12 protein-coding genes are annotated in these 15,103 nt (G+C 36.1%); 8 read left to right on the top strand and 4 right to left on the bottom strand.

Going from position 1 to position 15,103, the window contains the following annotated elements; translation table 11 throughout:
- Window positions 1-16 precede the first annotated feature (16 nt).
- The 4 genes from AC6EIY_RS00165 to AC6EIY_RS00150 are packed head-to-tail and all read left to right on the top strand — an operon-like array spanning window position 17 to window position 5,761.
- Window positions 17-1,063: a glucokinase gene (locus tag AC6EIY_RS00165; RefSeq protein ID WP_498506944.1), complete on the top strand. Its 1,047-nt coding sequence runs from the start codon at window positions 17-19 to the stop codon at window positions 1,061-1,063.
- Between the two features lie 11 nt (window positions 1,064-1,074).
- Window positions 1,075-2,022, top strand: coding sequence for a homoserine kinase (gene thrB, locus AC6EIY_RS00160; protein WP_269612524.1), 948 nt, complete (start codon window positions 1,075-1,077; stop codon window positions 2,020-2,022).
- 57 nt (window positions 2,023-2,079) lie between these two features.
- Window positions 2,080-3,633, top strand: a complete 1,554-nt coding sequence (locus tag AC6EIY_RS00155) for an NAD(P)H-quinone oxidoreductase subunit 4 (protein WP_498508229.1) — start codon at window positions 2,080-2,082, stop codon at window positions 3,631-3,633.
- Between the two features lie 16 nt (window positions 3,634-3,649).
- On the top strand, window positions 3,650-5,761 hold the full coding sequence (locus AC6EIY_RS00150; protein WP_498506943.1) for a M3 family metallopeptidase: 2,112 nt from the start codon (window positions 3,650-3,652) through the stop codon (window positions 5,759-5,761).
- On the opposite strand, the gene AC6EIY_RS00145 is transcribed toward AC6EIY_RS00150, so the two are convergent.
- From AC6EIY_RS00145 to AC6EIY_RS00130, 4 genes are all read right to left on the bottom strand, one after another.
- On the bottom strand, window positions 5,758-6,360 hold the full coding sequence (locus tag AC6EIY_RS00145; protein ID WP_498506942.1) for an esterase/lipase family protein: 603 nt from the start codon (window positions 6,358-6,360) through the stop codon (window positions 5,758-5,760). The genes AC6EIY_RS00150 and AC6EIY_RS00145 overlap by 4 nt on opposite strands.
- Window positions 6,361-6,750 carry a dihydroneopterin aldolase gene (locus tag AC6EIY_RS00140; RefSeq protein ID WP_498506941.1) on the bottom strand — a complete coding sequence of 130 codons (390 nt, stop codon included), beginning with the start codon at window positions 6,748-6,750 and terminating at the stop codon, window positions 6,361-6,363.
- Window positions 6,747-8,063 carry a glutamate-5-semialdehyde dehydrogenase gene (locus tag AC6EIY_RS00135; RefSeq protein ID WP_498506940.1) on the bottom strand — a complete coding sequence of 439 codons (1,317 nt, stop codon included), beginning with the start codon at window positions 8,061-8,063 and terminating at the stop codon, window positions 6,747-6,749. Before AC6EIY_RS00135 ends, AC6EIY_RS00140 begins: the two co-directional genes overlap by 4 nt.
- Before the next feature lie 147 nt (window positions 8,064-8,210).
- On the bottom strand, window positions 8,211-12,170 hold the full coding sequence (locus AC6EIY_RS00130; protein ID WP_498506939.1) for a translocation/assembly module TamB domain-containing protein: 3,960 nt from the start codon (window positions 12,168-12,170) through the stop codon (window positions 8,211-8,213).
- A gap of 66 nt (window positions 12,171-12,236) precedes the next feature.
- Here AC6EIY_RS00130 and AC6EIY_RS00125 point away from each other — a divergent pair, with 66 nt between their 5' ends.
- The 4 genes from AC6EIY_RS00125 to AC6EIY_RS00110 are packed head-to-tail and all read left to right on the top strand — an operon-like array spanning window position 12,237 to window position 15,088.
- Window positions 12,237-12,776 carry a Ycf51 family protein gene (locus AC6EIY_RS00125; RefSeq protein WP_498506938.1) on the top strand — a complete coding sequence of 180 codons (540 nt, stop codon included), beginning with the start codon at window positions 12,237-12,239 and terminating at the stop codon, window positions 12,774-12,776.
- Window positions 12,769-13,197: a DUF4332 domain-containing protein gene (locus AC6EIY_RS00120; RefSeq protein ID WP_498506937.1), complete on the top strand. Its 429-nt coding sequence runs from the start codon at window positions 12,769-12,771 to the stop codon at window positions 13,195-13,197. The genes AC6EIY_RS00125 and AC6EIY_RS00120 overlap by 8 nt, the downstream gene beginning before the upstream one ends.
- 35 nt (window positions 13,198-13,232) lie before the next feature.
- A complete protein-coding gene (locus AC6EIY_RS00115; RefSeq protein WP_498506935.1) occupies window positions 13,233-13,502 on the top strand; it encodes a DUF8664 family protein in 270 nt (89 codons plus the stop codon).
- Between the two features lie 8 nt (window positions 13,503-13,510).
- Window positions 13,511-15,088 (top strand): CocE/NonD family hydrolase, encoded by a 1,578-nt coding sequence (locus AC6EIY_RS00110; protein ID WP_498506934.1) that lies wholly within the window; start codon window positions 13,511-13,513, stop codon window positions 15,086-15,088.
- The last annotated feature ends 15 nt before the right edge of the window (window positions 15,089-15,103 follow it).

Genomic DNA, 15,103 nt, shown 5'->3' with positions numbered 1-15,103 from the left:
ACGATTTTCATAACTAATGAACTTACTTGCTGGAGACCTAGGAGGGACTAAAACAATATTAGCTATTTATTCAAACGATAATTATCCACAAAAATTATTAGAAAAGTACTATATTTCGACAGATTGGAAATCTTTTTACTCAATATTTGAAGATTTTATTAAACATTTACCAGATCATATATCACTCCCTGAATATGGTTGTATTGGAGTAGCAGGCCCAATAAAAGAAAGGAAAGTTACGATTACAAATCTAGGATGGAATATCGAAACAGAGGAATTATCTCAGCTTTCAAAAATAAATAATATTGAATTGATAAATGATTTCTCAGTTTTAATATATGGAATACCATTTTTTAAAAAATCCCAATATGAAGTTATCCAAGGAACATTAAATTCTGAGTACAAAACTAATCAGAATTTAATTGGAATAATTGGAGCTGGTACGGGCTTAGGGATGTCAAGAGGATTAATAACACCTAAAAGCATTTCTATATTTCCAAGCGAAGGAGGGCATCGAGAATTTTCCCCAAGAACCGAAAACGAATGGGAATTAGTCAAATGGCTAAAAAAGAAGTTAAATATTCAAAGAATATCGATTGAAAGAATTGTTAGTGGGACTGGCCTTGGAATGATTGCAAGATGGAAATTGGATGATCCAATAAATAAAAACCATCCACTTCAGAGAACCTTAAAGAAAATGGATAATGAAAAATCAGACTTCACAGAAGATTTACCAGCAACTGTTTGGAGAGAAGCAAATAATGGGGATAAATTAATGTCTGAAGCTTTGCAACTATGGCTGAATGCATATGGATCTGCGGCTGGAGATCTTGCTTTACAAGAACTTTGCTCTTCAGGCTTATGGATTTCAGGTGGAACAGCTGCAAAAAACCTCGATGGAATAAACTCTTCTAGCTTCCTTAATGCATTTAGTAATAAGGGTCGCTTTCAATCTTATTTAAAGGAAATCCCATTGATTGTTCTTAAAGATCCAGAAGCGACATTATTCAGTTCAGCTTGCAGAGCACGCTTAAGTGCCGAATCAAATGGGAGACTTAGCTAAAGGATAAAAACATGGGGCCGCCAAAAATAGGACAAACTGTCGTAGTAGAGGTTCCTTCTACTACTGCCAATATTGGTCCAGGGTTTGATTGCCTTGGTGCAGCATTAGATCTTTCCAATCAGTTCACAATTAAAAGAATTGAAGGTAATGCTGAAAGGTTTGAATTAATAATGGAAAGTACTGAGGGCAATCATTTAAGAGGCGGCCCTGAGAATCTTTTTTATCGAGCCGCACAACGAGTGTGGAGAACTGCAGGTGTTGAACCTGTCGCACTTGAAGCAAGAGTAAAGTTAGCCGTTCCTCCTGCAAGAGGCCTTGGAAGCAGTGCTACTGCGATCGTTGCAGGCTTGGTTGGAGCGAATGCACTTGCGGGATACCCTTTACCAAAGGAAAAGTTGTTAGAACTAGCAATAGATATAGAAGGGCACCCAGACAATGTTGTTCCATCATTAATAGGAGGTCTTTGCGTAACAGCTAAAACCGCAAACGACAGATGGCGCGTAGTCCGCTGTGATTGGGATCAATCAATAAAAGCGGTAGTAGCAATTCCATCCATTCGCCTCAGTACAAGTGAAGCAAGACGTGTAATGCCTGAGAACATTCCAGTTAATGATGCAGTAATCAATTTAGGTGCCCTCACGCTTCTACTTCAAGGGCTGAGAACAGGTAACGAGGATTTAATTGCAGATGGCATGCATGACAAGCTTCATGAACCCTACAGATGGGGATTGATTAAAGGTGGGTTAGAGGTAAGAGAAGCAGCAAAGGCTGCTGGAGCTCTAGGATGTGCAATTAGTGGAGCAGGCCCAAGCATTCTTGCCTTGTGCAAAGCGACTAAAGGCCGAGAAGTCAGTGTCGCAATGGTCAAAGCCTGGGAAGCTGCTGGTGTGGCAAGTCGTGCCCCTTTGATGAGCCTTCAACTCAGAGGTAGCGAATGCATTTCAAACACCTTTGGGTAGTTCTATTCATGAAAACAAACAAAAACTGATAGCTTTATGGCTGACTTGCCCCAACTTATGGATGCCAATCTGCCTATGAGTATTGATTCTCAGACAGTATTTCCATGGCTTTCACTCATTGTGCTCCTACCCATAGCTGGAGCATTGATAATGCCTTTCCTTCCAAAAGAAGAAAGTAAAAATTCTAATCTGCCAAGAAACATAGCTTTAGTTATTTTATTAGCCGATTTTCTAATTATTGTGTTGGCTTTTGCCAACTTGTTTGATCCAGGCAGCGAAAATTTGCAGTTAGTAGAAAGACTTCAGTGGCTTCCTTCAATAGGACTTGAATGGTCATTAGGAGTAGATGGAATATCTGCACCGCTAGTAGTTCTAAGCGGGCTAATTACTTTTTTGTCTGCAGCTGCAAGTTGGAAAGTAAAACAAAAAACAAGGCTTTACTTTGCTTTATTATTGATTCAAGCTTCAGCTCAAGCTTTAGTTTTTCTATCACAAGATTTCCTACTATTCTTTTTAGCTTGGGAACTTGAGCTTGTTCCTGTTTATCTACTAATTGCTATTTGGGGAGGCAAAAGGAAACTTTATGCAGCGACAAAATTCATTCTCTACACCGCACTTGCTTCCCTTTTAATACTACTTAGTGGTCTTGCATTAGCTCTTTCAGGAGATAAATTCACCTTCAATTTAAGTGAAATCGCAGCCAAATCTTTTTCTGGTAATTTTGGCGTATTTTGTTATTTAGGTTTTTTAATTGGTTTTGGAGTAAAGCTTCCTATTTTTCCACTTCATACCTGGCTACCCGATGCTCATGGAGAGGCAAATGCACCAGTTTCAATGTTGCTAGCTGGTGTTTTATTAAAAATGGGAGGTTACGCTCTCATAAGATTTAATGTACAAATTTTACCGGATGCTCATTTAATACTCGCTCCAGCTTTGATCATCATTGGAATAGTAAATATTATTTATGGAGCTCTAAATGCTTTTGCCCAAGACAATGTAAAAAGGCGTATTGCCTGCAGTTCTGTAAGTCATATGGGTTTTGTACTTGTCGGAATTGGTGCGGTTAATGCACTTGGTATAAGTGGAGCGATGCTCCAGATGATTAGCCATGGACTTATTGCTGCTGCAATGTTCTTTGTTACTGGAAGTTTTTATGAAAGGACCAATACTCTCTCAATCCCAAACATGGGCGGTCTAGCGAAGGCTTTGCCAATTACTTTTGCATTTTTCTTAGCAAGTTCTTTAGCATCACTAGCCTTGCCAGGGATGAGTGGGTTTATAAGTGAAATCACAGTTTTTCTAGGCATAACTAGTCAAGAAGGATTTACTTCCTTATTTAGAGCAATAACAATTCTTTTAGCAGCCATTGGACTGGTTTTAACTCCCATATACCTTCTTTCAATGTGCAGAAGAGTATTCTTTGGTCCTAGGATACCTGCTCTATCGATAGTAAAAGAAATGGATGCTAGAGAGCTTTCTATAGGTTTAAGTCTCTTAGTTCCTACATTAGTAATAGGTTTTTGGCCTAGAATAGCTATTGATTTATATGAGGTATCAACAAATGCTCTCGCACAATCATTAATTACCAATAACCTTGTACCAATAAGTTAGTTTTTGAACCTAAAAAATGACTTCAATTAAGCCATCAGCACTATTAGAAGGTCAAGGTCTTCCTCATTACGATAAAATCACCCCTGATGAGATCAATAAAAATATTCCAAAACTGATAAGAGAACTAAATAAAAAATTAAATAACCTAGAAGAACAACTCGATGAACAATTAACAACCAAGAAATCCTTGAGCTGGGAAGATGTAATGCCTCAGCTTTATGAAATAGGTGAAAAGCTTCGTTGGAGTTGGGGGGTTGTAAGTCATCTGAATGCTGTATGCAATTCAACTGAACTGCGTGAGGTTCATTCAAATCAACAACCTAGTATCGTTAGATTTAGTAATCAGATTGCTCAAAGCGAAGTAATTTTTAAGGCACTCTCAAATTTAAAAGAGCATGGAAACATAAAGGATGAAGCTCAAACAAGAATACTTGAGACAGAACTGATAACAATGAAGAACAAAGGAATTGGCCTGGAAACTGAGGAAAAAGCTTTATTTAATGCTCGGAGTGAGAGATTAGCTGAATTATCAACTACATTTAGCAATAATGTTTTAGATGCCACCAAGAACTGGAGTCTTTTATTAAAAAACAAGTCTGAAGTCGAGGGTCTTCCTGAAAGAACACTAGAAACATTGTCTCTTGCTGCAAAGGAGGCTGGTGACAAAGATGAAAAAGGTAATGATCCTTCACCATCAAACGGACCATGGAGAGTTGGCTTGGATTTACCTAGCTACATTCCTTTGCAAACTTATGCAAAAGATAGACGTATCAGAGAAAAAGTTTATAGAGCCTTTGTAAGCAGAGCTAGCGATGGGAAGATGAATAACAAAAGAATAATTGAAGAAATTCTAACCATCAGAAACAAGCAGGCAAAACTATTGGGATACAAAAACTGGTGTGAAATTAGTTTGGCAACAAAGATGGCCGATAATGAAGAAGCTGTCGAGATATTACTAGAAGAACTACGATCAGCTGCAATGCCTCATGCTGAAAAAGAAGTTATACATCTTCGTGAGTGTGCCATAAGAAATGGAGAAAGCGAAGATTTTGTGCTCTCTCCATGGGATGTAAGCTTTTGGGCTGAAGTTCTACGCAAAGAGAAATTCGATCTTGATCAAGAGAAACTAAGGCCATGGTTCCCTTTAGATCAAGTTCTTAATGGTCTATTTAATTTGTGCAAAAGACTTTTTGAAATTGATATAGAAGAAGCAAGTAATACAGTACCTTTATGGCATGAAGATGTCCGTTTCTTCAATGTTAAAAATTTAGATGGCCAGAAAATTGCATCTTTCTATCTAGATCCATTCAGTCGTCCTGCAACAAAAAGAGGAGGTGCTTGGATGGATGAATGTTTGTGCCGAAATCAAAAAACGAAAGATGATATTGTTCTCCCTGTAGCCTATTTAGTCTGCAATCAAACGCCTCCTATTGCGGACAAACCCAGCTTGATGAGTTTCGAAGAAGTAGAAACCCTTTTCCACGAATTTGGTCATGGTCTACAACACATGCTTACAACTGTAAGCTATCCACAAGCAGCCGGAATTAATAACGTTGAATGGGATGCTGTCGAATTAGCAAGTCAATTTATGGAAAATTGGTGCTTAGAAGATCAAACAATTTCTGAAATAGCAATTCATTGGAAAACCAAAGAGTCATTACCAGAATCCGAAATCAATAAATTGAGACTGAGCAGAACATTTAATACTGGTCTTGCGACTTTAAGGCAAATACATTTTGCTCTTACTGATCTAAAGCTCCATAGTCAATGGGATGAAGATTCAAAAATTTCCCCAGATGAGTTAAGAAGACAAATCGCAGAGTATACAGCCGTGATGACTCCCATTCCAGAAGATCAATTCCTTTGTGCCTTCAGTCATATTTTTGCTGGTGGCTATGCTGCAGGATACTACTCTTATAAATGGGCTGAGGTGCTCAGTTCTGATGCCTTTGCCGCATTTGAGGAGGTAGGACTTAGTAATACTGCTGAAGTTAGAAAAATTGGCAAAAAATATCGCGATTCAATTCTAAGTCTTGGAGGTAGTCGTTCCCCCAGCAAGGTCTTCAAACAATTTAGAGGTAGACTTCCCTCTACTAAAGCTTTAATAAGACATAGCGGGCTTAATTAGCTATTATTAAAAATCTTCTTGACTAAAATATCTATGGAACAAGAATTGGTAATCAATTCTTTATGTGTTAATACAGGTATGTTATAAGATTCACCCATAGAAAGTTTTGATTGCCAGCCTGGGAATGACATCAAATCCCATTTTGTAAAAAAACTAGTACATTCAACTTTTTCTAAGGAAGACTGATCGTTATTTAATTGAGATAAAAAACTACTTCCTCTTTTCATTTCTGCAATACCGGGCATCAAAAATGAAGGGATCATTTGAGCTGTGTAAGTACCAAAATGAGGAGTACCAATACTAAAGAAACGTTTAGTTCGTAAAAAACCGTTATGATTTTGCAACCAACACCTACTAATTAATCCACCCATTGAAAAACCAACAATGTCTATTTCGATTTCAGGCCCCACTATTTCATCTATCTTAGAATCAAGATCTTGAGCTAGACGCCTAAGAGATGTTTTTCCATACTTGTGTGGCAAATGTGGTCTATACAATTCATAATCATCTTCATTTATTTTATTAATTAATTTTTCAAATAATTTAGGGTTATTCCATAAACCATGAATAAAAAAAATTGGTCTTGCTTTTGTGTACAATTAATTAATAGGCAATGAGAAATTTCTTTTTTTTTCGACAAGAACACTTCCAGTAAATCCATGTATTGGTGGAGAGCATTTTGTCAGAAGAATATGAATTGGAACTGGACCATATAGAGACTCAAGAAGATTCAAAATTTGATCACTAAAATATTCTATCGTTAAGCATTTGATCTCAAATGAAAGTTTTTTAATTTCTTGAATTGCTTCACTATAGTCAATTGATTTATCTAATTGATCAAGTTTAGATGACTCGTCCAAATCCAACCAAAAACTTATATCAAGAAGAAAGCTTTGACCATGTAATCGCTCACTTTCTAAAACACCTACATGAGCCCAAAGATCTAAGTCTTTTATGTGAATTGCGCTTAAATTATTAAATTGGCTCATAATGGTAGATCAACATGAGAAAAGCTTCTATCTCCAGAAGCGAAATCCTTAACAAGATCACCATCACCTCTGAGATAATAGCGATAGGTAACTAAGCCTTCCAATCCAACTGGTCCTCTTGGTGGAAGAGTCTGAGTACTTATCCCAACTTCAGCTCCAAATCCATATCGGAAACCATCAGCGAATCGAGTAGAGCAATTATGATAAACACCTGCACTATCAACCGAACATAAAAATTTTTCAGCAACTTCCTTATCATCAGTAACTATCGCCTCTGTGTGACGAGAGCTATATTTACGAATATGTTCAATAGCTTCATCTGCATTACAAACAATTTTTATTGAAAGAATTAAATCAAGATATTCTGTAGACCAGTCCACTTTATCAGCCTTATTTTTCACGCCTAAAGATTGACTCCTGGCATCACCCTTAAGAGTTACTCCTGCTTTGGAAAAAATTGGCAAGGCTTTTTTCAAAAATATCTCAGCAACATCTTCATGAACTAATAATGTCTCAATTGCATTACAAGCAGCAGGATATTGAATCTTACTATCTAAAGCTATGCTTATAGCTTTAGTAATATCTACAGAATTATCCACATATAAATGACAAATCCCATCCGCGTGCCCTAGGACAGGGATACGTGTATTTTCTTGAATAAATTGGACTAACTCATTACTACCCCTAGGTATTATCAAATTCACAAACCGATCCAAACGAAGTAAGCCTAAGCTTTCTTGACGTGTAGTGAGTAAAGACAACGCACCTGAACCAACATCTGATTTTTTTAACCCCTTGTCGAGAGAATTCATTATTGCTTGATTTGTGGCTTTTGCTTCACTTCCTCCTTTTAATAAAGCTCCATTTCCAGAACGAACAGCAAGAGATGCTATTTGTATTAATGCATCTGGTCTCGATTCAAATATCACTCCCAATACTCCTAATGGAACTGTTACTCTCTCAAGAATAAGGTTTTCATCCAATTCCCTATGAAGTTGTCTTTTACCTATTGGATCTGCGAGATTTGAAACTTTTAAAACCCCTTCAATACACCCTTTGAGTTTCGTTTCTGTTAGCTGAAGTCTTGATAAAAGTGAATTATTCAACCCTTCTTTTTCTGATCTTTCAAGATCTTGACTATTAGCTCTTAATATATCCTCGGCATTATTATTCAAAGCATTTGCCATTTCAGTCAAAGCCTCACACCTCTTTTCGTTAGTAGATTGACCAAGCAAGATAGAAGCTTCTTTTGCACTCTCAGCTACTTTTATTAGCTGAGGCGTAGGTTCAGGAACTGAAAAGTTTGTTCTCATTTGATTTGGATAAACTATTTATTCGAAGATAAATTTTAACTATCTTTAAAATATTCCTTTAATGGCGAATCAAGCAATAAAAAAAGATAAAAATCTATCTAATTTAGAAATTTTAGTTAAGTCATTTGTATTCAACTATTCATTTATTTAATATCTAAAATAGAGTTGGAGCTGACTTTGCCAATTCCCATTCTTATCAAACGAGCCAAGTAGACCTACATTAGGATTCATTTGAAAAGTAATATTTCCTTTTGGTGGAATATCCTGTCTGTTAGGCGCAGCCTGAACTGAGAAATTGATCTTATCATTAACGTCGACTCCTATTTCTGTCACCCACGCCTGTTGACCTGGCAAATTTGTATCTTCCTGATCACTATTTGAAGAACTGCTATCACTGGCATCACTCTCTGAATCTGATCCACCTACATATGTAGGATACAAAGATATTTGAAGCCTATCACTTAAAAAACCATTAATATTACCTTGAAGATAAGAAGCAAAAGATCTATTTAGAAAACTAGTGAGAGCATCTCCATTACCTCCACTACTTATTAAGGTTGCAAGAGAATTACCTCCTATGAGTCCTAACAATTCACTTCTTCCCAATGATGGAGTACTTCTTAATTGAAAGTTTTCACTAATTCGATCTGCAGGTCCAGAAGCTGTCACTTCGACATTTACGAAACGAGATCCTCCAATGCCAAATGATGCCATGCCATTGGAGGAAAAATTACTGACATCTCTAACATTATCTGGGACACGGCTTTTTAAAGTCACGTCAACATATGGAATCAATCCCATAGAGGGGACAAACACGGCTACATTAGGTTCACTTTGATCTAGATTAAAAGTAGTCGTAAAAAGATTAACGTAACCACTAACAAGTTTAATGACTCCACTAACTTCAAGTGTCTCGTCAAAAGCGCCATTTAATAAAAGAAATCCATTCGTTTCAAAACTTGCTATGGGTTGAGAAACTAATCTCAATGAGGGGCCAAGTACAAGCTTAAAGTCTTCAAAGCTAATGGCTTCCAATCCACTTGGCAAACCAGCACTCACTATACGGCTTGCAGGAGCATCTTCATCTTGAATGAATAAAACCAAAGGTTCTACCTGGCTCCAGTTTTGTTCAGGGAAGCTGGAAATACTTTTAACCTTAGAATCTTTAAGGCTATCAGATTTATCAGATGTGTTCTTGTCAGGATTATTAGCTCTTTTAGCAAAAATAGAGCCTTCTGAAACAAAGACTTCGCCTGCCAATTTAGGTTTAATAATAGAACCTTTAACAATAATCTTGGATGAAGCGCTTATATCAGTAAATGCTGTTTTGATACGTGTGTTCTCTATGGAAAACGCCAATGGTTCAATTTCGGTTAATTGAGAATCAAATAACGAAATTCCTCCTTTACTCTTAACAAGACCTTTTGGCCCAATATTTGCTGTTAGTTCACGAACTTCAAGTCTATTAAAATCAAAAACTACAGTGCTATTCAAATTATTAATTTCTCTATTTTGAAAAAGTAGATCACTATTATTTAAAACAAAAAAACCATTCGCTACTGGTTTTTTCGGCGTTCCACTAATTAGCAAGCTCAGATCAGCTGCCCCCGAAGTCCAAGATACATTTCCTTTTGTTAGACCTGTTAAGAAAATCAATCCATCTCCATGACTTTCGACTTTTAGATCGATAGGGTAAGAATTATTTAATGGATAGATTCCACTTAATTCAACTGGGTTTATCGTAGATTGATCCCTCAGAGCTATATCAAATTCAATATAATTATCTTTATAGAAAATAGTTCCTTTATCTAAAATAATATTTCTATCATCAATTTTTGTCTCCTTTATAATTAGATCAGAAGTTACTTGCGGAGTACCATTATTAAAACTATATTTACCACTTAAACCAAAATATCCATTTACTGTCGATGGAATTGGGGCAAGTAAAGATAATAATGAAAAATTGAAGTCAAGTAATGAAAAGTTTCCATTGCCAGATCCTAGGTCTCCATTAAAGAATGCTTTAAAAGGTTTTATATCTTTTGAGTTTATAATCTTCAGTTTGTTTGTCCAAACCTTTCCAAAGGCTTTAGCTTCTAACTTTAAATCAGATAGGTTTGGACCACTTAATTTAATATCCGCATCAACATTTCCATTTAGATCATAAGGATTAACAATACTCTTATTATTTATCTTATTAACCTCTTCTTTGTATAAATCCTTAGATCTAGCTAAAGCTTCTAATAGAGTATCTAAAGAACTATTATTATCACCAATATTCAATCTCCCTAAATCTTCTGCTTCACCTAATGCCTCTGAGTACTTTAAACCTAACTTAGGCAACTCTAAAGCAGTAGCAGCGATCCAACTAGAGCTAACATCTTTTACTTGAGCTAATAAAGAAAATTCAGATCCATTATTAATATCAAACTTAATCTTTCCATTTTTAGATGTAATTAATTCACCTTTAAAATTAGTTTCTGAATTTTTAATTTTTCCATTAATACGTGCCTTTTTTAATTTGAAACCTAACAATCTAAAATAATCTAAATTTACATAACCATTAAGAAATAGTGGATCAAGAGAAAATACTCCCTTACCTGATACTTCCCCAAATATACGTTTAAAACTCTTCTCCGGCGGAAAAGCAACTTCTATTCTATCTAATCTGAACTTATTAGCATTCCATTCAAAAGCGTTTAATTTAGACTTTATACTTATTTTACCTCCCAATCTCTCTAAGCTTAAATCATTGAAATTACCATTTCTATTGAAGTTAATTTGAAGTTCAGCAGGGGTGTAGGCCCCTTCGGATTTAATTCTCAAACTACCCCATTTCTTTTCATCTGGAATTCGAGTAAAGGAACCTCTCCACTTTTCTCTTAAGCGAATACCATTAACTCGTGGATTATCCAAAGAAAGGTCAATAGAAGAATTTAATGAAGTTAGGGGCCCATAAAAGTCACCAGTTGTATTTAATTTTCCAGATAATGATGAATTTAATATTGGATTTAATGCAGCTAAGGGAAAAGATTCTAAATTTAAATTTGCTTTTAAATCTCCAGGTATAAAGCGTCTGTCAACTATTGAAAGTGGCAGTTTCAATTTCAAAGCAAGAGGTTTATGCTCAAAGTCTTTAATTTTTATATACGCTAGAGATTTTACATGTGTTAAATCTTTTTTATAAAATGGGATTTCAGCCGAAGTAGATATATCCCAATAACCATATTGCCAATTTGAATCTGTTATTTTTAACCTTTTATTATCACACTTTATTCTTGACTGGTTAGTAGAAAGCGTATCATTTAAAATCCCTCCTCTTAAGCTTAGATCGTCTGCAGTTAAAATACCTTTGCATTTTATAAAACCTTTTTCTATTGCTAAATTAATTTTACCATTAATATTTCCCTTGGAAATAATATTTGAATCATTTCCTAAGATCCCCTGCAAAAAATCAAGTCTAAGTTCCTCAACTCTTGCTTTAGTTTGAAATTCTAAACCATCCCAATGGCCCTTGCCAGAAAGATAGAGGCTTCCCTGCTTTTTAGAATGTAAGTTAACAGCACCATAAATCTTTTTCTTAGCAAGGTTAAGACCAAGATTGCCTTTAGCAAATAATATCTTTTCTCCAGGATTAAATACAATTTTAGTTGAGCCTTTTAGATTAAATCTTAGATGTAAGTTATTTGGCTTGGAATTATCAACAGAGGGCAAGACCCAAAAAGAACCTTTATTATTTTTGGTTAGTATGATTTCAGTTCCCTTTGAATAAAATATTGCAACAGGTTGCCAATTGAATAAACTTGCAAAAGGTGCAAATTTAACGGTTAAAGTTGAAATATTGACTGATGAAGAATCTTTTTCACCTGGAAGCAACTTCGTTCGTCCCAACGCAACGCCCCATGCTCTAAGCCCTCTATAGGCTCCTATTTTCAAAGGATGGCCTAAGGAGTTAGATAATGTTTTTTCTATTTGAGGTGAAAAACGGCTTATAGTTCTGCCTACCAAGAGATCTGCCCCACTCCAAATCAAAACACCACCCAACGCCACAAAGGTTCCAGCAAATCCCCAGCGCTTTAATCTTTTAGAACTCCTCTCATCTCCCATGAAACATCGTTCTCAAACTTGGGGAGCCAACAAACTATAAAGAATCAATTATGGAGAAACCAGCCTATGTCTACGAGTGAAGTTATCCAAGACGTAACAAAATGGCTAGCCTGGGGAGGATCAGGACTTGGCATCTTAACAATTCTGGCTTATCTATTTAATTGGGGAATTAAATTCCGGCTCACTGGCACAACAATTTTCACATTTTTATTATCTGCTAGTTGCTGGGCCTTCGATCAAAGTTATACACCTCCGTTTAATGTAGAGGGTTACAAATATGCTCCCATTGTTTATGACAATGGCTTTGATTTGGTTGTTGCTCAAGCCTCAAACGATTTTCCTAAAGAAGCGATCAAGCCAACATTGCTACAAATAGCTGGTAATTTGAAAGGAGGAGGAAGAAATGGTGCTCAGGTAAAGGTCAGACTAAGAAAGATAGAATCAGTTGGAGATGGGATAAGTAGACCAATTATTCTTGGTGAAATAATAAATGATTTAAAAGAATCAAAGATAATAGAATTGCCAAATAGGAATTATTCTCCAAGCGAAGATTTTTCGATCGAGGCTGATTCTGAAGAAAAAAACTCATTAGAGACATATGAATAAAAAGTTTTTATTAAAAAATCTTCCTAAAAGCTTTTATCAAGAAGAAAAAATACTTTTATCAAATGACATTAAAACATGGAATTCTCTATTATCTATTAGTGATGAAGAAATTAACATTCTAATTAGTGGAAGTCTGGGTAGTGTTCGTAATCTAAAAAGACTTAAATGCATAGCATATTTTATATGTTCGTTAGATATTGAACTTAACGAAGCAGCCTTGCTAATGCACTCAGGATTGATTTCTAACAAGGCACTCTCTCGACTTACACCTCAAGAGCTAGTTCAAAAGACTGGTCGTTTTGAACGAATTTTAAGAACAGAACGAATTCCATTAATAGATCTAAGCAAAGCTCACTTTTTAATCGAGAAAGCAAAAAAAACATTATTTAATTCACCCAATAACAATAAGGTAATAGAATAAAAATAATTAAAAAGAAACTTAGTAAACTTGAGAAAATGAACAGTTTACTGATCACTTTAATATTTTCATCATTTGCCATTAATCAAAATGCAATGGCTCAATCAAGACTTCTTGAGGGTGTAAAAAGAAATCCTGATGAAGCAAAGTCTATTTGCAGAAGTTTTAGGGACCTAAATAAAGAAAACATTTCGGCTGGTTCATCACAATCTATTCAGAAAATCTCAATTCAGAAGAATATAAGCGAAGTTGATGCTGAGATCCTTTCGATGTATGTAAGAGGTCTTTATTGCCCTGAAACTTTTTAAAGCAACAAATGAACTCAATAGAATATAGGGACGAAGAATTACAACTTAGAGACGGAACATTACTCAAATCTCGGATCTGGTTACCGCCAGGGGAGGGGCCATGGCCTGTCTTGCTCATGCGTCAACCATATGGGAGAGCAATTGCTTCTACAGTTACATATGCTCATCCCTCCTGGTGGGCTAGCAATGGCTATTTAGTCGTTGTACAGGATGTTCGAGGTCAAGGTGGATCTGAAGGTGAATTCAAAGGATTTAGCCAAGAAGCCTCAGATACCAGTCAAACTCATGATTGGGTTCGATCCTTACCTGAATGCAATGGCCTACTGGGTACATATGGTTTTTCTTATCAAGGGTTAACACAGCTCATTGCAGAGGAAGGAACTTCTCCTCCTGATTGCATTATCCCTGCAATGACTGGGCTTTCAGAACAGGAACATTGGAGTTGTGAAGGAGGAGCCTTTTGGTGGCACTTGGGACTTGGATGGGGTTTACAATTAGCAGCTCAAAAGGCCCAAAGAGAAAATAATTGGACAGCCTGGCACGAAATCCGTGAGAGTCTTGAATCAAAAAAATATTTATTTAACGGTCATGAATTACTTAAAAAGATTGACCCACAAGGGATGGCTTATAAATGGCTAAATTTTTCTTCAAGCAAAAATCCTCAATGGAAAAATTATGAGCCTTTAGATAGCTGGTTGAAAAAACCATTGCTACTAATTGGGGGATGGTGGGATCCTCATTTGAGAGGGATTTTAGATATTTTTGAAAAATCTACTAAAGCAGGAGGCAGCCCTAAATTACTCATTGGCCCTGCCACTCATCTTCAATGGTGGGAGGGTGCACAACTCACCCAGTTAAATTTTTTTGATTCTCATTTAAAAGAAAAAAACAAAGAAATCTATTTCCCTACCATCAATCTTTGGAATCTTACGAAAAATAGTTGGGAGCCTTCAATTCAAGATGAAACTCCTTCATGGAATCTTCGTAGTGAAGGTTTGGCTGCGATAAGTCATTTTGAGGGTAGCCTAGTGCCTAATTTTGATTTAGAAGCAGATTGTGAGGTGAATTTAGTACACGACCCATGGAGACCTGTACCAGCCATCGGAGGACATCTAAGTAATACTCCCGGAGAAGCTAACAGATTCAATATTGATACTCGTTCTGATGTCGCAGTATTTACGACACCTCCAATTTCTAAAGAGATAAGGATAGAAGGTATTCCAACTCTTAACTTAGAAACAAAATGTGACAGAGAAGGCTTTGATCTGTTCGTTGCGTTATCCATAATTCCTAGTGAAATCAAAAACACTGCAACTCAACTTTCAACTGGTGCTCTCAGAATTACCAATTCTGATAAAAATAGACAAACCGCCAGAGTAATAGGATTACAACCAATTCTTGCCACATTTAAAGAAGGAGATCGTTTGAGAATTTCAATATCAGGATCAGGATGGCCAGCAATTGGAATAAATCCAGGACAGAGTCAATATTTATGCGAAGGTCCAAGTCCTCACTGCCTAGTGACTACAATCACACTCTTACTTTTAAATTCAAAACTTAAATTTGAATCACTTATTTCCTCTTAGGGTTTCAATATTTAC

It is taken from the genome of Prochlorococcus sp. MIT2304 (genome assembly GCF_059772405.1).
This window is presented reverse-complemented; position numbering and strand designations above follow the sequence as displayed.